This is a genomic window from Sporosarcina sp. NCCP-2716 (assembly GCF_023707985.1).
GTDB lineage: Bacteria > Bacillota > Bacilli > Bacillales_A > Planococcaceae > Sporosarcina.
Genome location: NZ_BRCF01000005.1, coordinates 196,340 through 215,407 on the forward strand (window position 1 = coordinate 196,340; position 19,068 = coordinate 215,407).

The 19,068-nt window shown below is 48.1% G+C and carries 20 protein-coding genes and 1 pseudogene; 19 read left to right on the plus strand and 2 right to left on the minus strand.

All coding sequences use genetic code 11. The features are described 5' to 3' along the window. Positions 1-2 precede the first annotated feature (2 nt). Positions 3-812, minus strand: coding sequence for a flagellin (locus tag NFU03_RS09450; protein ID WP_251638173.1), 810 nt, complete (start codon positions 810-812; stop codon positions 3-5). A 113-nt stretch (positions 813-925) separates the two neighbouring features. Here NFU03_RS09450 and NFU03_RS09455 point away from each other — a divergent pair, with 113 nt between their 5' ends. After that, positions 926-1,312: a flagellar protein FliS gene (locus tag NFU03_RS09455; RefSeq protein WP_251638174.1), complete on the plus strand. Its 387-nt coding sequence runs from the start codon at positions 926-928 to the stop codon at positions 1,310-1,312. A 370-nt stretch (positions 1,313-1,682) separates the two neighbouring features. Here the strand turns inward: NFU03_RS09455 and NFU03_RS09460 are convergent, their stop codons facing one another. Next, complete coding sequence (locus NFU03_RS09460; RefSeq protein WP_251638175.1) at positions 1,683-2,459, minus strand: enoyl-CoA hydratase-related protein; 777 nt, start codon at positions 2,457-2,459, stop codon at positions 1,683-1,685. A gap of 135 nt (positions 2,460-2,594) precedes the next feature. Here NFU03_RS09460 and NFU03_RS09465 point away from each other — a divergent pair, with 135 nt between their 5' ends. The 18 genes and pseudogenes from NFU03_RS09465 (at position 2,595) to tnpB (ending at position 19,014) form a co-directional block, all read left to right on the plus strand. Further along, on the plus strand, positions 2,595-3,842 hold the full coding sequence (locus NFU03_RS09465) for an EAL and HDOD domain-containing protein (protein ID WP_251638176.1): 1,248 nt from the start codon (positions 2,595-2,597) through the stop codon (positions 3,840-3,842). 78 nt (positions 3,843-3,920) lie between these two features. Then, complete coding sequence (locus NFU03_RS09470) at positions 3,921-4,775, plus strand: DegV family protein (RefSeq protein ID WP_251638177.1); 855 nt, start codon at positions 3,921-3,923, stop codon at positions 4,773-4,775. Positions 4,776-4,798: 23 nt separating this feature from the next. Then, positions 4,799-6,172 (plus strand): ATP-dependent helicase ComFA, encoded by a 1,374-nt coding sequence (locus NFU03_RS09475; RefSeq protein ID WP_251638178.1) that lies wholly within the window; start codon positions 4,799-4,801, stop codon positions 6,170-6,172. Continuing rightward, positions 6,172-6,786, plus strand: coding sequence for a ComF family protein (locus NFU03_RS09480; protein WP_251638179.1), 615 nt, complete (start codon positions 6,172-6,174; stop codon positions 6,784-6,786). The genes NFU03_RS09475 and NFU03_RS09480 overlap by 1 nt, the downstream gene beginning before the upstream one ends. A 16-nt stretch (positions 6,787-6,802) precedes the next feature. Then, positions 6,803-7,216 (plus strand): TIGR03826 family flagellar region protein, encoded by a 414-nt coding sequence (locus NFU03_RS09485; RefSeq protein WP_251638181.1) that lies wholly within the window; start codon positions 6,803-6,805, stop codon positions 7,214-7,216. A gap of 696 nt (positions 7,217-7,912) precedes the next feature. Beyond that, positions 7,913-8,182: a flagellar biosynthesis anti-sigma factor FlgM gene (gene flgM / locus NFU03_RS09490; RefSeq protein ID WP_251638184.1), complete on the plus strand. Its 270-nt coding sequence runs from the start codon at positions 7,913-7,915 to the stop codon at positions 8,180-8,182. A 39-nt stretch (positions 8,183-8,221) separates the two neighbouring features. Then, positions 8,222-8,719, plus strand: coding sequence for a flagellar protein FlgN (locus NFU03_RS09495; RefSeq protein ID WP_251638186.1), 498 nt, complete (start codon positions 8,222-8,224; stop codon positions 8,717-8,719). 13 nt (positions 8,720-8,732) lie between these two features. Further along, entirely contained in the window at positions 8,733-10,274 is a 1,542-nt protein-coding gene (flgK, locus tag NFU03_RS09500; RefSeq protein ID WP_251638188.1) for a flagellar hook-associated protein FlgK, read from the plus strand. A 19-nt stretch (positions 10,275-10,293) separates the two neighbouring features. Beyond that, positions 10,294-11,226, plus strand: coding sequence for a flagellar hook-associated protein FlgL (flgL, locus tag NFU03_RS09505; protein ID WP_251638190.1), 933 nt, complete (start codon positions 10,294-10,296; stop codon positions 11,224-11,226). Positions 11,227-11,303: 77 nt separating this feature from the next. Further along, on the plus strand, positions 11,304-11,858 hold the full coding sequence (locus tag NFU03_RS09510; protein WP_251638192.1) for a DUF6470 family protein: 555 nt from the start codon (positions 11,304-11,306) through the stop codon (positions 11,856-11,858). A 25-nt stretch (positions 11,859-11,883) separates the two neighbouring features. Next, positions 11,884-12,327: a flagellar assembly protein FliW gene (gene fliW, locus NFU03_RS09515; protein WP_251638194.1), complete on the plus strand. Its 444-nt coding sequence runs from the start codon at positions 11,884-11,886 to the stop codon at positions 12,325-12,327. A 1-nt stretch (position 12,328) separates the two neighbouring features. After that, positions 12,329-12,544 (plus strand): carbon storage regulator CsrA, encoded by a 216-nt coding sequence (gene csrA, locus NFU03_RS09520; protein WP_251638196.1) that lies wholly within the window; start codon positions 12,329-12,331, stop codon positions 12,542-12,544. A 201-nt stretch (positions 12,545-12,745) separates the two neighbouring features. Further along, positions 12,746-13,603, plus strand: coding sequence for a flagellin Hag (gene hag / locus NFU03_RS09525; RefSeq protein WP_251638198.1), 858 nt, complete (start codon positions 12,746-12,748; stop codon positions 13,601-13,603). A gap of 69 nt (positions 13,604-13,672) precedes the next feature. Continuing rightward, entirely contained in the window at positions 13,673-15,463 is a 1,791-nt protein-coding gene (locus tag NFU03_RS09530) for a glycosyltransferase (RefSeq protein WP_251638201.1), read from the plus strand. 1,107 nt (positions 15,464-16,570) lie between these two features. Further along, positions 16,571-17,596: a CDP-glycerol glycerophosphotransferase family protein gene (locus tag NFU03_RS09535; RefSeq protein WP_251638202.1), complete on the plus strand. Its 1,026-nt coding sequence runs from the start codon at positions 16,571-16,573 to the stop codon at positions 17,594-17,596. 3 nt (positions 17,597-17,599) lie between these two features. After that, positions 17,600-18,262 (plus strand): class I SAM-dependent methyltransferase, encoded by a 663-nt coding sequence (locus tag NFU03_RS09540; RefSeq protein ID WP_251638205.1) that lies wholly within the window; start codon positions 17,600-17,602, stop codon positions 18,260-18,262. Between the two features lie 262 nt (positions 18,263-18,524). Further along, on the plus strand, positions 18,525-18,716 hold the full coding sequence (locus NFU03_RS09545; protein ID WP_251638207.1) for a hypothetical protein: 192 nt from the start codon (positions 18,525-18,527) through the stop codon (positions 18,714-18,716). A 53-nt stretch (positions 18,717-18,769) separates the two neighbouring features. After that, positions 18,770-19,014 (plus strand): annotated as a pseudogene (gene tnpB / locus NFU03_RS09550) (IS66 family insertion sequence element accessory protein TnpB). Positions 19,015-19,068 lie beyond the last annotated feature (54 nt).

Below are 19,068 nucleotides of genomic sequence, written 5' to 3' on the forward strand. Positions count from 1 at the left end.
AATCACTTCATCATCCCTAGCGACTCCTGCAGCGTGCTGTTCACATGCTTGATCAGCAGCTCGTCACCCTTCTTCCGGATATCCTGGCTCACAAAATTCATCATCTCCTGCGCCATATCGGCATCCTCCAGCAGCGACAGCGACTTATTCAGATTCACCTCGAACACACCCGCATTCGACAAATGATGCTGCAGCGCCTCCATCTGCGACCCGACCTTCGTCAAATGCCCCGACACCTTCTGGATCGCACTATCAAGCTTGCTGATCAGCTGCTCCGCATCACTCTGCGTCCCAAGCGTCGCCCCTTCAAGACCAAGCGCCTTCGACGACACATCGAACAGACTCACCTTCAGCTGCTGCGTCGGATTCGCGCCGACATGCAGCGTCAGCTCCATATCCTCACCCAAAATCTTCTTCGTATTGAACTCCAGCTTCCCGGCCGTATCGTCGACCGCCGCCAAAATCTGCGTCAGCTCCTGACCGCTCGCCGCCCGGTCCGCGTCCGTAAACGTCCCGTTCGCCGTCGAAACCGCAAGCTCCCGAGCCCGCTGCAGCAGGCCGTTCACGTTGTTCATCCCTTCGTTCGCCGACTCAAGCACCGACAGCCCGTCCTGCATATTGCGCTGCGCCTGCGAAATTCCCCTGATCTGCGCCCGCATCGTCTCGGAGATCGCCTTGCCCGCCGCATCATCCGCAGCGACAGCGACCTTCAGCCCCGTCCCGAGATGCCGCAGCGACTTCTCGATCTGCTTATCATTCCGGACACCCTGGTTCGCCGCCGACTGGATCAGTTCCTGGCTGTTTATCCGCATATCCTGCTCACCTCATCTGAATTATGGTTCGTTCTTCCCGGGTTATATCGGCCGCCCGCAGTAAAAGTGAACGCCGACTTGCCGATATACCAAACAGAAGGGAGGCAGAACCGATGATCACCATTTACCAGGCATCCCGCGCCTACCGGAAGGCGAACGCGGCATCCCTCCCGCCGCTCACCGCCGTCTGCCGGGCGCTCGCGGAAATCGGTGCACAGCTCGACCTGGCCCAAACCCATCTTGCGGATGAACACCCCGCATGGCGCGACGCCCTGCTCACAGCCCAGGCGCTGCTCTTCGAACTCATGGCGATGACGGACACCTCCACCGAAGAAGGCGGCCGGCTCCTGACCCTTTATATCTATCTGAATCAAACCCTCGTCACCGTCTCGCTCCAGCCGGACACCGTAGCCCTGGCGGAAGTGCAGGGCATCATCGATACGCTGCACGCCGACTGGCTGCATGTCCGGGAAAGTCAGATTGTCAGCAGTCGTGTGTAGGGGAGAGTCTCCGCTCCCGGCACATCCCCAACAGAAAACGCGGAGCGCCAGCGGAGCCGACCATTCAATCCCGGTCTTCTTCGGAATGAAATCTGAATGCCCGTGTGATTATGCCATTCGGTACCGGAGAACCGGCCGCGAAGCCAATGGGGAGCGCGGGAATGGAGCGGTTAGACCGTAGAAATGAGCGGACAACCGGGCGAATGGAGCGGATACCGAGCTGAATGGAGCGGTTCGCCGGCCTAAATGATCGCTCAGTCATCCGAATCGATCGCTCAGCACCTCGAAACGAGCGGTCAGCCGCGCCACCCCTTGCACACCACACAAAAAACCTGCCGCACGCGGCAGGTTTTCGTCATCCATCTCTTCATCATTTCCCTTTGAACACAGGCTTCCGCTTCTCCGCGAACGCCTCCAGCGCCTCGAGCCGGTCCTCCGTCGGAATCGTGATCTCGTACGCCTTCCGCTCGATCGTCAGCCCCGTCGCAAGGTCGGTCTTCATCCCTTGCTTGATCGCGAACTTCGCCTGCTGCAGCGCAATCGGTCCGTTTGCGAGCAGTTTCTCCGCGAACTTCTTCGTCTCGTCCTTCAGCAATGCCGCTTCGACTGTCCGCGTCACAATTCCGCACAATGCAGCATCCGGCGCGCTCAACCGCGCCGCCGTCAGAATCAGCTCAAGCGCTTTCGCCTCACCGACGAGCCGCGGCAGCCGCTGCGTGCCGCCCGCACCCGGTATGATCGCAAGCCTCGTCTCCGTCAGCCCCATCGTCGCCGTGTCCGCCGCGAAACGGAAATCACACGCAAGCGCGAGCTCCATCCCGCCCCCGAACGCGAATCCGTTGATCATGCAGATCGTCGGCTGCGGCATCTGGTCGATCGCCGTGAACACTTCACCGATTTTATTCAGATTCCGCTTCACGTCCTGATCACTCAGCGTCTTCCGCTCCTTCAGGTCCGCCCCGACACTCAGCGCCCGGTCGCCCGCCCCCGTCAGCACGACAACCCGCACTTCGGGATCAATCCGGATTGTTTCGACAATTTCCCCGAGTTCGCGAATCATGTCGTAATTGAACGCATTCATCGATTCGGGACGGTTCAACGAAATCCACCCAATTCCGTCATTCTTCTCATAGTGAATCGTTTCCAACACAAACACCCCCATGTAGTGATTACCTTTGTAACATACCATTCAGCCGGGCAGGATTCCAGAACGAACCAGCCGATTGAAATGACCCTTTGCATTCTAGTTCCAATTTGCTACAATATAGGAAAATAGACTACGTTGGGTGGAATCAAAGTGGAAGCAAGCGTATTTGTCGGGCGACAGCCGATCCTGGATCGCCGCGGAAATCTTTATGGGTACGAATTACTATACAGAAACAGCGAAATAAACCGGTTTCCGAACGTCGATCCGGACAAAGCGACGATCGGCGTGCTCGTCAATACGTTCCTGTCGATCGGTATCGACAAGGTCACGGGCGCCTATCCATCGTTCATCAACTTCACAGGCGAACTGCTCGTGCATGAAATCGTCGACAACCTGAACCCGACCCGCGTCATCATCGAAGTGCTGGAAGATGTCGAAATCACACCCGTCCTCCTCACGCGGCTGCGTAAACTGAAGTCGAAAGGGTTCCGGATCGCACTCGACGACTTCATCCTCGGCAAACAATACGAAGTCGAAAAAGGGCTGTTCGAACTTGTCGATTTCATCAAAGTCGACTTCATCCAATCGGACCGGCACGAACGCGGACGCATCGAGAACTTCGTGCGCGTCTACCCGAACGTCCAGCTGCTTGCGGAGAAGATCGAGACGGAGGAAGAGTTCGAGGAAGCGAAAAAAGCAGGCTACGTGCTGTTCCAAGGGTACTTTTTCGCAACGCCGGAAGTCATCTCAGGGACCGAAGTGCCGGCCATCGAAGAACGGAATTTCCAGATCATGGAGCAGCTGAACGCCGAACTTCCGAGCATCCGGGACGTCGCCACGCTCATCACCCATGATCTGTCGCTCACGTACAAACTGCTTCGGTTCATCAACACGTACGCATTCGGCATCCCGCGCAAGATCACGTCCGTCCAGCAGGCGATCATGCTCATCGGCCTGCAGGAGACGAAGAAGTGGCTGTACGTCATCACCCTCCACCAGCTCGGCGAAGGGGAAGGGCAGGGCCGTACGAAAGCGCTCGTCGACTACTCGCTCGTCCGGGCAAAGCTGTGCGAACTGCTCGCGAAACGGACCGACCACCAAAATTCCGACGAGTTCTTCCTCGCAGGCATGTTCTCCCTTCTTGACATCATCCTGTGCCGCGACTGGCAGGAAATCGGCGAGGACATGCCGCTGTCGGATCCTGTCATGCAGACGCTGATGGGACAGGACACGTCGCTGAAGCCGTTTGTCGAACTGGCGGAGGCTGTCGAACGGCTTGATCTGGTCCGGATGAAAACACTGAGCGCCCAAGTCGGTATTCCGATGGACGACCTGTGCGTCTACTCCCAGGAAGCGAATCGGTGGGGCCGCCAGCTCGGCTGAATTCTTTTTACGGGAATCCGAGATAGCGTTTCCTTATTCCCCGGCAATTCGGTAGAATAGGGGCAGGAGTTGATGAGAATGAAAACTGCAGTCGTCACAGACAGCACAGCCTACTTACCGAAAGACTTGCGCGAGCGGCTCGGCATCCACATCGTCCCGCTCGCGGTGACTATAGACGGACAGGATTACGACGAAGAGATCGATATCACAACCGAACAATTTTACGATAAAGTCCGGGGCAACGGACCGCTGCCGAAAACGTCCCAGCCGTCCGTCGGCCAGTTTGCAGCGAAATTCAAGGAACTGCACGACGCCGGGGCGGATGCGATCATCTCGATCCACCTGTCGAGCGGCATCAGCGGCACGTACATGGGCGCCGTCCAGGCCGGCGAACTCGCGTCGGACGTCGACGTCCGGGCGTTCGACTCGGAGATCTCCTGCTACCTGCAGGGGTTCTATGCCATCCGCGCGGCGGAAATGGCGAAAGAAGGCGCCGGTCCGGATGAAATCATGGAAGAACTCGCGGAGATGAAAAAGACGATGCGCGCATATTTCATGGTCGACGACCTGTCGCACCTGCAGCGCGGCGGCCGGCTCTCAGGGGCACAGGCACTTATCGGCGGACTGCTGCAAGTGAAGCCGATCCTGCACTTCGTCGACAAAGTGATCGTGCCGTTCGAAAAGATCCGGACGCGCAAGAAAGCGATGAAACGGATTGCCGACCTGCTCGGCGAGGACGCGGCGAAAATGCCGCTCGAGGCATCGATCATCCACGGCAACTGCCCGGAGGAAGCCGACAGATGGCTCGAGGAACTGAGCGGCCTGTATCCGGACGTCCAGTTCACGATCAGCTACTTCGGTCCTGTCATCGGCACGCACCTCGGCGAAAACGCCATGGGCCTCGGCTGGGTGAAACGCCGCGTGAACAACTAAATAAACGACAAGGGGTGTTGCGGATGAACAAAGCATTCGATCCGGCCGTCAGGGATTTCCTCGACGGCCGTGTCTGGCTGCGTCGGCACACCTCTTTTACGTCTGAACAGATCGATGAACATATTGACGAGGGGTTCATCTCCGTTATGGCAGGCGTCGTGAAAATAAAAAACTTCCTCGGTCAGCCTCACTATAGATGTGGGCGCTGTGAAAACGACAATCAGCAGCTGTTCACGACGTTCCAGTGTCTCGCCTGCAAAGGGCCGTGCGCGTACTGCCGCAACTGCCTGCAGATGGGGCGCGTCTCGGTGTGCACCGACCTCATCGTCTGGACCGGACCGCGGACGGAGTATCCGACTGACCATACACTCGCCTGGGAAGGGACGCTGACGAAGCACCAGCAGCGGGCGTCCGAGGAACTGCATGAAAGCACGGTGATGAAACAGCCGCATCTGATCCATGCGGTCTGTGGCTCCGGCAAAACGGAGATCTTATTTGAGCCCATCCACCAGGCATTGCTCGAAGGAAAGCGAGTCTGCATCGCCGCCCCGCGTGTTGACGTCATATTGGAACTCGAGCCGCGGCTGAAAGCGGCATTCCCGAAGACGGTCATCGAAGCGCTGTATGGCGGAGCGGACGTCGAACGGTTCGACGCGCAGCTGATCCTCGCGACAACGCACCAGCTGTACCGGTTCCGCGAAGCGTTCGATGTCATCTTCGTCGACGAAGCCGACGCGTTCCCGTACACCGCTGAACAGACGCTGCAGCAGGCAGTGAGGAAAGCTGCGAAGCCAGATGCACCCGTCCATTTCGTCACGGCGACCCCGTCCGATGCCTTGATCAGGCAGATACGCAAGACAGGCGCCGTCTCGACAATTTACCGCCGCTACCACGGCCATCCATTGCCCGGACCTCGTTACGCACCTCTATGGAATTACTCCAAGCAGCTCAGCAAAGGCAAGATCCCGAAACCGCTTGCGGAATGGATCCAAGTCCGGCTTGACGCGGATGAACCATTCCTCGTCTTCTTCCACGAGATCGAACTCATGATGAAAGCCGAGACCATCATCCGCACACTCGACGACCGGATCCGCGCCGTCCATTCGGCGCATCCTGACCGGAAAGAGCACGTCCGCGCATTGCGCGACGGCACAATGCCGGGCCTGCTGACGACGACAATCTTGGAGCGTGGCATTACAATCAAAAACGTCCAAGTCGCAGTCGTCGGTGCTGAACAGGCCATCTTCGACCGCGGCGCCCTCGTCCAGATCGGCGGGCGGGTCGGCCGGAATCAAGATTATCCGGCAGGCGACTTTGTTCTATTTCATGACGGCATCAGGTACGCCATGGACGCTGCAAAACGCGAGATCGACCGGCTGAATCGGGGTGAGGACTGATGACAGACCCATGCTTGATCTGCATGAAGCCAATCAATGACGGCCTGACATGGCAAGGGCTCCTGAATCTCGAAAAGAAGAAGACACTTTGCGCAGACTGTTCAAAACGGTTTGTCCGCGCCGACATAATAGAGGAAGGCCCGGTGCTCGACCGCGTCCATTCGCTGTACGCGTACGACGACGCAATGCGCGACTGGCTCCACCAGTACAAGTTCCTGCAGGACGTCGCATTGGCGGACGTCTTCGCGGATGAACTGAAGAAAGCGCTTGGCGGCAAAGACATCATCGTGCCGATCCCGATGCATCCGGAACGCGCGGTCGAGCGGACATTCTCCCACGTGGAGACGCTGCTCGACCGCGCGAAGCGGCCGTACAGGCAACTACTAGAAAAAACGACGGTGAGCGTCATGGGCGAGAAGTCGAGACAGGAGCGGCTGCAGATGGAGCCGCTGTTCCGGCTAGCGGACACTGCAACCATTGAGCCGGTGACATACCTGCTCGTCGACGACATCTACACGACCGGTACGACGCTGCGCCAGGCAGCCGAGCTGCTGAAAGAGGCGGGCGCCGAACGCGTCGAAGCGGTGACGCTCATCCGGTCGATCCAGAATTAGGCAAGGAGGAAATTGCATGGCAGATTTGAGAACATGCCCGTCATGCGGCGAGTTTTTCAACTACACCGGCGTGCGGGAAGTCTGTCCGCGCTGCGGGATGAACGAAGAGAAGACTTACGAAGAGGTGTACCGGTTCCTGCGCAAGCGTGAAAACCGCGCCGCAACAATCGAGCGGATCGTCGAAGCGACGGAAGCGACCGAAGAGATGCTCCACAAGTGGGTCCGGAAAGGCCGGCTTCAGCCCGCCATGTTCCCGAACCTCGGCTACCCGTGCGACAACTGCGGCAAGCTGACGTCAAAAGGCAAGCTGTGCGACACCTGCATCGCCGACCTGAAGCAGGACCTCAAGACATTCGACGCCGCCACCGAATTCCGCGAGGCGGTTCGGAAAAACGACCAGGCCACGTATCTTTCCGACCGCAAGCGGTAACCTAACTGAAAACTGTCCACGAGAGCCCATAACGGACTTTCGCGGACGGTTTTTTTATAATGAAGGGTAGAGAGAGGGTCCGTTGGCCTGCGCTTCAGGCGTACGCTTTCCGGGGGGCTTGCCCTCAGCCAAGCGAACCGCGAAGTGTTCGCTTTGCCGTATTTCTGATGTTCTGCAGAAATTAAGGCATCAGGCTGCTCACAACGCTTCGCTTGTGTTCGCAAAAGCCTTTCTTCGTCACGGCTTTTCCTGCGGGGTCTTCGCGCTGCGCTGATCCCCCAGGAGTCGACGCCTTACGCTACGGCCAACTAACGTCATTGAAGAGAATGTATTAATATGCTGCGTTTATTGAAAAGTGGGTGTTTCTTTACTATTCCAAGTTGAACGGAGTGCAGGGCGGCGACTCCGAGGGGATCAGCACGAGCTGAAGACCCTGGACTGAGCGAAGCGAAGGAAGCGGCTGAAGCCGTGCCCCCCGGAAAGCGTCCGCCCAGAACGCAGATCAACGGCTTGCACAACGTTTTCTTCATCCACAAGAAAAATCTTTATGACAAAATGTAAAGCGCTCTCAATGCGATAGGTATCCCGCATTATGTAATTTCATACCCACTTTTCGTACGAAAGACCCTTCAAAAACTCGGGATTCGTCCGAAATAGTAAGTAACAGCCACAAATACAGGAAAGGGGCGAGACCCTATGAAAATCAACAATCACAACGTTCAGTCGGTTAACCCGTACCGGGCGAACCAGACCAAAACGGACCAAGTGAAAAAACAGGAGGCGGCCCTTCAAGACCGGCTCGAAATCTCCAAAGAAGCAAAGAAACTGTCCGAGCCAAGCCCGATCACGACACAGCGCAGCGACAAAGTCAGCGCCCTGAAAGCACAAATCCAAGCCGGCACGTACAACGTCGATCCGGAAAAACTCGCGAAAGATATGATCGGCTACTTCAACCCGAAAGCGTAAACTGCTCAGCCATCCCGAAAACAGAAAGCAGGGGACTCCATGACAACCGAAGCGATCCTGGCCTCAATGGACCAGCTCGAAAAACTGCATAGAAGCCTGCTGCGCATCGCCAACGAAAAAACCGCGCGTATCAAACAGAATGACATCAGCGGACTCGACCAGCTGCTCAAAGACGAGCAGGCACACCTGGCCGCCATCCTGCAGACCGACAAAGCCCGCGAACAGGCCGTCGTCGCATTCTTTACGGAGCAAGGACGCCCCGTACCGCTCCATCCGTCCGTCACCGACGTACTCGACATCACCGAAGAGCCCGACCACACCCGGCTCAAGGAGGCGAAGGACCGTCTCCTGCAAGCGATTCATGAATTGAAATGGCAGAACGACCTGAACCAGAAGCTGACCTACCAATCGCTTCAATTTGTGAATCTTTCGCTGGACATGGTCCGCCCGCGGACGGACTCCGTCAACTACTCGAAAAAAGAAGTACTCGGCACACCGCCAACCAAAAAACTAGCATCATTCGATTCACAAGCTTGAGGAGGAAATCGAAATGGGTTCAACATTTATGGGGCTGGAAACAAGCAAACGCGGCCTGAACACACAGCAGTCCGCACTCTATACGACTGGACATAATATTAGTAATGCCAATACGCTTGGCTACTCAAGACAGCGGGTTAACATGGAAGCAACGTCAGGTTTTCCAGGTGTAGGGCTAAATGCAGGGACAATGCCTGGTTTTCTCGGAACCGGTGTAACAGCAGGCTCTATTCAGCGGATTCGTGATGGTTTCGTAGATCAGCAATTCCGGGATGAAACGAATAAACTCGGCTACTGGGAGACCCGCTCGAATGCGATTTCACAGATGGAGGACGTGCTTGCGGAGCCATCTGAATACGGCCTCCAGCAGTCAATGACTGATTTCTGGAAAGCTCTCCAGGGCCTCACGACAGACCCGGAAAACGGCGGCGCGCGGGCAGTGGTTGTGGAACGTGGCGTTGCAGTAGCTGATTCGTTCAACTACATCAGCAAATCGCTGGATAAAATCAAGACCAACTTGGGGCAAGAAATAGGAACTTCCACTTTGAAAATCAACTCTATCTTACATGACATCGGTGAATTAAACCGGCAGATTGCGAGTGTGGAACCGAACGGCTATATGCCAAATGATTTATACGATGCAAGAGATAACTTACTGGATGAACTCGCAACCTATGTACCGATTGAAGTCAGTTATACCAAAAGCGGCGGTAATTCTTTAGCGATTGCTGAAGGTATTGCCACTGTGAAAATTAAAACAAATGATCCCTCAGTATCAATTACAGTTGTAAAAGGAAGTAGTTATTCTCAGATCAAAGCTGTGGGTGTAGGTGGCACCGATGAAGAAGGAAATCCTAAGGGCGCTCTAGAAAACTTTACGGTTACTGGTGAACCAAGCGGGACCGTAGATTTGGCGGCTACGAATATGCAGCAAAAAGGGTCACTCAAATCATTAGTAGATTCATATGGGTATCAAGATGGTAACACAGAAAAAGGTCTCTATCCGGACATGCTAGCGAAATTAGATAAGATGGCAAAAGCTTTTGCTAATGCATTCAATAATGTCCACAAAGATGGAGAACCACTTTCTCCTCCTACTGGACAAACTGCAAAACCTAAAGTAGAAGAATTCTTCCAATTTGATGCCGAAGGTAAACTTATGGTCAATAAGGACATCGAAAGTGATCCGAATCGGGTTAATATATCTTCAAAAGCAGGCGAAGCCGGCAATGGAGAAAATGCGAAAAAGTTGGCGGACGTATTGTTCACTCCTTTAACTGACCTTGGTGGTTCGACTGTTCAAACTTTCTATTCCGGAACAATCGGTGAACTTGGCGTCAAAGGCCAGCAAGCCATCAATATGGCAAAGAACGCAGGAACCCTGCTTGGCGCGGTATCCAACCGACGCGACTCGATTAGCTCCGTCTCGCTCGACGAAGAGATGACCGACATGATCCGCTTCCAGCAGGCCTACAACGCATCTGCCCGTATGATCACCGTTGTCGACGAAACACTCGACAAGATCATCAATGGCATGGGCGTCGTCGGCCGATAACTAAGGAGGAATCACCGCAATGCGTGTAACACAATCAATGCTTTCCAACAATATGCTGCGAAATCTCACGAGCAGCTACAATAAAATGGGCAAACTGCAGGAACAGATCAACACCGGCAAAAAAGTCACACGTCCGTCCGATGACCCGATCGTTGTCATGCGCGGCCTCGGCTACGGCATGGACGTCAACAAGGTCGATCAGTTCCAGAAGAACCTTACTCAGGTGAACAACTGGCTCGATAGCTCAGACGACGCGCTGGACGGAGTTGGCTCTGCCATTCACCGTGCGACTGACTTGGTGCGCAATGCCTCCAACTCCGGCGCAATGACGAGTGAGGATCGGAATAAGATCAAGATCGAGATTGAACAGATCCGGGAACAGATTCAAGACTTGGCTAACACAAAAGTCGGGGATAAATATATATTTAATGGGACACTCACAGATAAGCCTTTGCACGATAAAGACTCTGGTTACCCTGACCTGAGTACAGATGTAGATGAGAACGGCGTATCACTTGGAAATCCTAAGTCCGCGAGCGAAAAAGACATAGAGATTGAAGTGTTCGACGGTGTATCCCTGCGAGTGAATACTAATGCAGCTAAAACTTTTAAAGAACTGGATACAATACTAAAAGACTTAAGTAAAAAAGTTGGATCTGGAGAATACGACGACTCTACTGATTTCGACGGCGCAATTTCGAAATTGGATAAAGCGTTTGACTCTGTCCTGACACTTCGTGCAGATGCAGGTGCCCGCTCAAACAGATCAGAACTCATGCACAACCGCCTAGAAATGCAGGAAGGCGCTGCGAAGAAGCAGCGGTCACTGAATGAGGATGTCGACTACGAAAAGACGATCACCGAAATGATCACACAAGAATCGATCCACCGTGCCGCCCTATCCGTCGGTGCACGCATTATCCAGCCGTCCCTGGTCGACTTCCTGCGATGAAGGACAGTGAGTGGCAGACACCCGGCAGGCGTGTCTGCCACTTATTTTTATGACAATTACCCGAGAGGGGGACACCGATGAACATCCCACAGCTGCAAATCCAGACCACTCCCGGCCGGCTCGGACTCCAGACCGACAAGCCAGTCCAGCAGATCGAACAGCCGCGCGCAACACAGGACATCGAACAGCCTGCAGCCATCCTGGAAATGTCAACAACCCGCCCGCAACTGTCTCTCGATACGACTGAGAACCGGGCGGACCTCGACTTGAAAAGTGCATTGAGACGGAGTTCCGAAAATGCCCGGTACGGCCTCCAGCAAGTAACAGAAGGAACCGGACGCCGCGCCCAGGAAGGTCACCAGCTCATGCAGATCGAGAATGGTGGCAATGCCATCGCCAATATTGCGAAACAGGTCGGTGACCGCTCGAACAGCCAGATCGGCATCCGCTTCGTCGGCGACCGCAGTAAAATCCATACTGATATCATATCGGGCTCACTGACCATCAACGCAACACCACAGAAACCGATCATCAACGCCCAAGTCAACAAACCGATTTATACCTATACACCCGGCAAAGTGACCGGCACCATGGAGCAGTACCCATCCATCCAGATCGACTGGAAAGGATAATCCGTACACCAAAGGAGACACCTACATGACCATCCAAACGAAATTTCACGGTGAACTCGAACTCGACACACTCACACAATGGGCATTCCCGAAAGGCCTCCCGGGTCTTGAAGACGAAACCAGCTTCGTCCTTCTGCCGATCGAAGGTAATGATAGTTTCCAAGTGATGCAGTCAGTCAGCACGCCCACCGTTGCGCTCATCGTCGCAAATCCGTACACGATCGTCAGCGACTACTCTTTCGCCATCGACGACCCGACACTCGAACTGCTCGGCATCGAGTCGCAAGAAGACCTGATGATTCTGTCCGTCATGTCGATGAAAGATCCGTTTGAATCGTCAACAGTTAACCTGCAGGCGCCGCTCATCTTTAATATCGAAAATAACACCGCCAAGCAGATGATCCTGAACGACACGACCTACAGCTTGCGCACGCCAATTAGTGCGCCTGCACAAAAGGGGGCACGCTGACATGCTCGTCCTTTCACGCAGACCGAACGAATCAATCAAAATTGGCGACGATATTGAACTCAAAATCATTGAAGTCAAAGGCGACACGGTCCGAATAGGGATTGAAGCCCCCAAGTCCGTCGAGATCCTGCGCGGCGAACTGGTCGAGTCCATCTCGGAGAGCAACACGGAAGCAATAGAAGTTGACCTAACAATGTTCAACCAGCTAAAAAAGTAAGAAGGAAGAGCCAAAAGCGGCTCTTTTTTATTGCAAAGAAATCCAAAATAACAAGAAGAAACACTAAACATCGAACAACAAGTTCCGATACTAATACTGTAAGCAAGAGAAGGATGTTTCGGCCGGCAGACAACTCTTGCAAACAAAAAACAATCGGGTCACAAGGACGTGAACCCAACACAACTCAAGGAGGAAACAACAATGATTATCAATCACAACATCGCAGCACTCAACACGCACCGCCAACTCGGGGCTAACAACACGAACGCTTCTAAAAACTTGGAGAAATTATCTTCCGGTTTGAAAATCAACAAAGCTGGAGACGACGCTGCAGGTTTGGCAATCTCTGAAAAAATGCGCGGACAAATCCGTGGTTTGGATATGGCTGCTAAAAACTCGCAAGATGGTATCTCACTAATCCAAACAGCGGAAGGCGCATTAAATGAGACACATGCAATCCTCCAACGTATGCGTGAACTTGCAGTCCAGTCTGCTAACGATACTAATGATGATGGTACTGATCGTGCTGCTATCCAAGATGAAGTTAATCAATTGGCTAAAGAAATCACTCGTATTTCTGAGACAACTGAGTTTAATGGCAAGACATTAATGGATGGAACTTTCACATCCGCTTCTGGAGGAAGTGCTTTAACCTTCCAAATTGGTGCTAATACAGATCAAAATGTTACGCTTAACATTTCTAAAATGGATGCTGCAACTTTACTGGTTGGTAGTGGTGATAGTAAAACTGGGGCTGGAATTGATGTTTCCAATCAAGGGGCTGCCAATTCCGCTATTGAAACTATTAATGATGCCATTAAAACTGTAGCAACAGAACGGTCGAATCTTGGAGCAATGCAAAATCGTCTTGAACATACTATTAATAATTTGGGCACTTCATCAGAAAATCTTACAGCCGCCGAATCTCGCATCCGAGACGTTGATATGGCAAAAGAGATGATGTCATTTACAAAAAATAATATTTTGACACAAGCTGCTCAAGCCATGCTCGCTCAGGCGAACCAACAACCACAGGGAGTTCTACAACTTCTGCGATAATTTATCGAAAATAAGAGTAGTCCTAGTATAACTAGGCTATTCTTATTTTTATAAGGAGAGCAAATTAATATGACAACTGTGGTCATGCTTACTGGTATTAATTACAAAAGTATGAAACAACGCCCTCAGCATTTTGCGAATTATTTTGGAAAAATAAATTTAAAAGTACTTTATATTAACATTTATGATTATAATAAATTACTTAAGCGAGAGATAAATAATGTTACTAAAGAAAGTGATCTTTATGGAAAAATATTTAAAAAAAACAAGGAAGATATTTGGGTATTAGATGAAGTTAAAGAAAATAGAAATGATAGAAACGTTTTAAGTTTGTTAATAGAAAAGATAAATGAATTTACTAATGATGAATTGTTATTTTTAATATCCTTTCCTGAGTGGCTTCTTTACATTTCGGAAACTAAAAAAGGATCTTTATTAATTTATGATTGCTTAGACGATTGGGAAGAATTCATTGAAGATGGAGTAATAACAATAAATAAAGAAATGGTTAATATGGAGAGAAGACTTGCTAGTGTCGCTGATTATGTACTTGCATCATCAAATAGATTGTATACAAAAATGGCACACTTTAATAAAAACATAGTTTACTTACCAAATGGAGTTTGGTTAGATGATTATAGTGTCCCGCAAGATGATAAGTATAAAAATGATGCTTATCAGGCAGATAAGCCTATTATATTTTTCATGGGAGCCATTTCAGAATGGGTCGATATAGATTTAATCGACTATATATCCAAAAATAGAAGTGACTATTCATATGTGTTTGTTGGACATCAACAAATTAAATTACCACCTAATGATAATATATTTTACTTGGGATATAAAGAGTACCATGAGCTTTCTAGATATCTTAACAGTTCTCGTGTAGCTATTATTCCTTTTAAAATAAATAAATTAACTTCAGCAGTTACGCCCCTTAAATTATATGAATACTTAGCTTCAAGTACGCCCGTCGTTTCGACACTTATGCCAGATATAATAGGACTTGAAGGTGTAGAGGTTTGTGGAACAAAAGAACAATTTTTATTGAAAATAGATGAAATTATAAAATTACCTGATATCGATTATAAGATATACTCAGAAAAATCAAGATTAACTTCGCTTGATTATAGATGGGAGTGCTTACTTAATATTATTATAGATATTTTAGAGAATAATTTATCAAAAGATATAAATACAAAAAAATATTTACACAGAATTTCTAAAAAATATGAAAGTCACGAAGAAAATATCATTATGCTTTCCGAGTTAATAAATATAAAAATATTTTTAGAAGAATATGAAGATGTAAACGAGCTGTATTCTAAGTATAAAAACAGCGTAGAAATGAATTTTATAAATGTATGCCTTTCTCTTTTCGAAACAGGTAAGGAAGATTTAGCGAAGGACTTGTTGCTGCAAATTATGTTAAAAAATAATCATGACGATTTAATCTTTATTAAAAATTTGTTGATGAATAAATTTTGGGAATGCAATTTAAGAATTTATTTACTCAAAGCTTCTGGTTCCCATTATAAAGCTTTACAATACATAAACAGTATGGAGGGAAAAAATCTAATTACAATAGGATTGGAGATAGGCATATATATCGAACTGTTTGAATACTCTATTGCATATAATATGTTGCTCGAAAACGATATTCTGGGGATCTCTGATTTGTACAATTTTATGGAATTTAATATAATTAATTTTATCATTACTATACTTATAAAAGAAGGGTCATATTACACAGCTGAAAAAATTGCCTTATCTCTTTGCGAAATTGAAAAGTGGAGTGATCAAGCAATTGAGCTTTTATCTGACATATACCTTTCAAAAGCGCTAGATGAATCGAAATAATCTAAAATGCTTATGTTAGCTACTCAAAATACTCAGTGTATTCTTTTCGAGGGGATGCTATCTCCCTCTTAACAAGAAGTATGAACTTTGATTCTGTCTCTGAAATTCGCTTCCAGTTGTGTTACTTTTTCTTCGGACGAAACGGAAAGATGTTGGTGGGCATGATTTTTCTAGGCAACTGATAGAATGCCTGGTAAATGCATTTAATGGCATCCGGCGAGTAATCAGATATCGTTTATCCTTACGGAATCTATCGTTCCAAAAGAACAATGTTTCGATCATTTATCCATCTTCCGTAAGGCGGAAAATATTGGCAGAAGTAAACGTCAGTGACTCTTTGTAGCCCGTTGCAAAGCCCCAATAATTCACTTTCACTATTCGACTTGATAGTCTGAAAGACTTTAGAGAATGAGTCACCGAAAAGCAATCAAAATTGAATTAATTTTTAAATAATGGAGACGTACTCCTGATTGTATAACAAGATTGTGTAGGAGTATCTTGTCTTCAGTTCTACAAACATCGCCAAGGCATTGTCTCTGGATTTCAGGCCTTCAATTGTGTGAATCTGCCAATGCCCGATTTCATATCGACCATTCTCTTTAACAGGGCGTTCCTCAATCCCTTTGTCTAGGAAGTGACGATTTTTCGGGACATGCATGAACTGTATCTTCCACGAAGCTGACGACGGCATCAGGCGGCTAGCTTTGATGGGCGGTTGGATTGCAGGCGAGCTCAACAAAGTTACCGGCCGTGAGCGGCTTGCTTTTCACCACACAGTTGAATTGATTCCACTCGGATTCCGGATTTCCTCTCTTCGCCAAATAGGTAGCATAGGGCGCGCCACCGGTCTTTAGCTGGGTGTTAGTAACGCGCTTCATTTTATTTACAATTGTTTTGTGAAAGCGACCTAAGTGACGTTTAATGCGAATTGAAATATATGGAGTAGAGGAGGGAGGCAATTTGGTCGAATTCAATTTGGAACGAGTGTTTTATCTTTTTGCTTGAACATGAGTGACTAATTCTCTTCTGCGATGAGTCACTATTAAGTTCAGTCCGATACTTGCTATTTATTTATGAGAACTAAACATTTGAGGTGTTGAGTAAGTTATGAATATAGGTGTTTTTATGCAGACTTCTTTTCATTATTTCGTATATGAGCCGGTTATTGATGAATTGCTGAAAAATGAAGAGGTAGAAGATGTGATATTAGTAATTAATGATCTTCTTAACTCAGACTCTGAATGGTATAAAATGTTTGAAAACCTAGTGGTATTTATAAGAAAATTAAAAAGAAATGATATGCAAGCTGTGTTCCTGTCTGACATTCTGAATAATAATTATAAATTTGATTGTATGTTGAGTTTGTATTTCAATGAGTATATTCAGAAGATATCAAATTTTAATATCCGTTTGATGTATAGTTTGGCAAAAGAAGACTGGACATTTGCAGATTGGAATAAGCAATATAATTTAATTTTATGCTATGGAGACTACGACTATGCTAAACTAAATACTTTGACTCAATGTTTGGTTGTAGGAAATCCTAAGTTTGATAAATGGGTAAATGAAAGTGGAGAAAATGGAAAAAAAGAAAAGAAATATAAATTAAATATTAATGATGATAAAGAGACTATTCTGTATGCACCGACATACGGTGACTTAAGTTCAATCGACAAGTGGTTAGATATAATTTATGATTTAAGTGACAATTATAACGTCATTATAAAATTACATCATGGAACAAATAATTTAGTTAGTGAAGAAAGGAGAAGAAACGATTTAGAAAATTTGTTTACTAATATTTATGGAGATGACATAAATTTATTGGATCTTATAGAAGCTAGTGATTTTATATTATCAGATAACAGTGGAATTATTTACGAAGCTGCAATTGCTTTGAAAAAGATAATATTACTAGATAACTCGAATTTAGCTAATCAACTTAACTTACCTTCGGTTAATAACTTTGAAGATCTATTAAGGGCACTAAAGAATGTTAATTATCCAACAAAAACTCTTGAACATATAAGAGAGGAATATTTTTATGAAGTTGATGGGAAAGCAGGAAAAAGAGCTGCGAGAGGTATAATCGAGCAATTTAATTCTTTATTATTGACGAATAAGGAGAACTAGTGAATGGAAGAAGATTATATATTAAATAATAAAGAGCATTGGGAAGTATTTTATAAGGAGAGAAAAATAGAGAGGCCTTCAAGCTTTTTTAACTTTGTGAATGGAAAAATACCAACAAACAGTCTTATAGTTGATCTAGGATGTGGAGTGGGGAATGATTCGTTTGCTTTTTCTAGAGAGGGTTATGATGTTATTGGATTAGATAGGTCAAAAGTGGGGATAATGGTCAATAAAAGGTATTTGGAGGAACACGATGTAAATACCAATATAACCTTCACCGAATTGGATTTCAGTGATCCAATAAGTACAAAAAAAGAATTTGATTCAATAAGAAAAAGAGCAATCATTAATAACAAACCTATAGTACTCTACCTTAGATTCTTGATTCATGCTATCGATGAAAAAACAGAGAGCACTTTACTTAACGAAATCTCAAGAGATTTCGATGAAGGAACATTGTTTTTTGCCGAATTCAGAACTTCACAAGATAAAAGTCAAGAAAAAATCTATAATGATCATTCTCGGAGATATATAAATGCTGAAACCTTTGTAGATAAACTAAAGCAAAAAAAATTCGAAGTTTTGGAATTAAATATCGGCAAAGGGATGTCGATTTTTAAAAGTGAAGATCCTTATTTAGCGAGAATAATGGCTATCAAAGGTTAATTTAAGCCCTGTTGTCATGCACTTTTGCTGAAAAAGCTCTTCGTTGTGTGGTGATCTGCGCGCTATCCAAATTGGACGCTATTATTAATGTCCAGCGATGGACAATTAAGTCAGCCAATAAGTCTTCATGCAATATAATTTAAATAATTTACTAGCTGGTTAATCAACTTATTTTCCGTAAGCCCCCAATCATATAACGCATATTCTCACCAAGCATCTCCTAGTATGATCAAGATATCAACTTGAAGGAGGTGCTTTTCCTATGCCACAAAAACCATTGACCATCATCCCCGTTACATTGCATCCAGAGTCAAACGACGGCCTGACGGCCGTTTCTTCCAACTTCCCCGGTTCCTGTTGTATCATCAGACTCGGTCATGCCGAAGTCACCTTCCAGAACGGCATGGAAGAGCGCATCATCCAGAGCGTCATAAGGGAGCTGATCCACCGATGAGGCAGGACTACACCCAGGTTCAGAACATCTATATCGTTTGCGGGAAGACGGATATGCGAAAAGGGATCGATGGGTTGGCGGCGCTGATCCAAGATTCTTTCGAGCTGGACCCCTATAGCGCTTCCATCTTCCTGTTCGCCGGCTGGAAAAAGACCGATACAAATGTCTATATTTCGACGGTAACGGCTTCGCCATGCTGCATAAGCGGCTGGATAGTGGAAAGCTGCAATGGCCAAGAAATGAACAGGAAGTGAAGAACCTGACCCAGCAGGAGCCCCGCTTGTTTATGGCACACTAGAAATGTAGGAAACGGCAGCTAATTTATGTATAAAAAAAGGCCACTTGCCAACAT

Bases quoted from the DNA above. Each gene is read 5' to 3' on its own strand.
- NFU03_RS09510 (WP_251638192.1), top strand. From the start codon at position 11,304: ATGAACATCCCACAGCTGCAAATCCAGACCACTCCCGGCCGGCTCGGA.
- NFU03_RS09545 (WP_251638207.1), top strand. From the start codon at position 18,525: ATGCCACAAAAACCATTGACCATCATCCCCGTTACATTGCATCCAGAG.
- csrA (WP_251638196.1), top strand. From the start codon at position 12,329: ATGCTCGTCCTTTCACGCAGACCGAACGAATCAATCAAAATTGGCGAC.
- NFU03_RS09450 (WP_251638173.1), bottom strand. From the start codon at position 812: ATGCGGATAAACAGCCAGGAACTGATCCAGTCGGCGGCGAACCAGGGT.
- NFU03_RS09455 (WP_251638174.1), top strand. From the start codon at position 926: ATGATCACCATTTACCAGGCATCCCGCGCCTACCGGAAGGCGAACGCG.
- flgK (WP_251638188.1), top strand. From the start codon at position 8,733: ATGGGTTCAACATTTATGGGGCTGGAAACAAGCAAACGCGGCCTGAAC.
- NFU03_RS09530 (WP_251638201.1), top strand. From the start codon at position 13,673: ATGACAACTGTGGTCATGCTTACTGGTATTAATTACAAAAGTATGAAA.
- flgL (WP_251638190.1), top strand. From the start codon at position 10,294: ATGCGTGTAACACAATCAATGCTTTCCAACAATATGCTGCGAAATCTC.
- NFU03_RS09475 (WP_251638178.1), top strand. From the start codon at position 4,799: ATGAACAAAGCATTCGATCCGGCCGTCAGGGATTTCCTCGACGGCCGT.
- NFU03_RS09470 (WP_251638177.1), top strand. From the start codon at position 3,921: ATGAAAACTGCAGTCGTCACAGACAGCACAGCCTACTTACCGAAAGAC.
- NFU03_RS09540 (WP_251638205.1), top strand. From the start codon at position 17,600: ATGGAAGAAGATTATATATTAAATAATAAAGAGCATTGGGAAGTATTT.
- fliW (WP_251638194.1), top strand. From the start codon at position 11,884: ATGACCATCCAAACGAAATTTCACGGTGAACTCGAACTCGACACACTC.
- NFU03_RS09485 (WP_251638181.1), top strand. From the start codon at position 6,803: ATGGCAGATTTGAGAACATGCCCGTCATGCGGCGAGTTTTTCAACTAC.
- hag (WP_251638198.1), top strand. From the start codon at position 12,746: ATGATTATCAATCACAACATCGCAGCACTCAACACGCACCGCCAACTC.
- flgM (WP_251638184.1), top strand. From the start codon at position 7,913: ATGAAAATCAACAATCACAACGTTCAGTCGGTTAACCCGTACCGGGCG.
- NFU03_RS09495 (WP_251638186.1), top strand. From the start codon at position 8,222: ATGACAACCGAAGCGATCCTGGCCTCAATGGACCAGCTCGAAAAACTG.
- NFU03_RS09535 (WP_251638202.1), top strand. From the start codon at position 16,571: ATGAATATAGGTGTTTTTATGCAGACTTCTTTTCATTATTTCGTATAT.
- NFU03_RS09480 (WP_251638179.1), top strand. From the start codon at position 6,172: ATGACAGACCCATGCTTGATCTGCATGAAGCCAATCAATGACGGCCTG.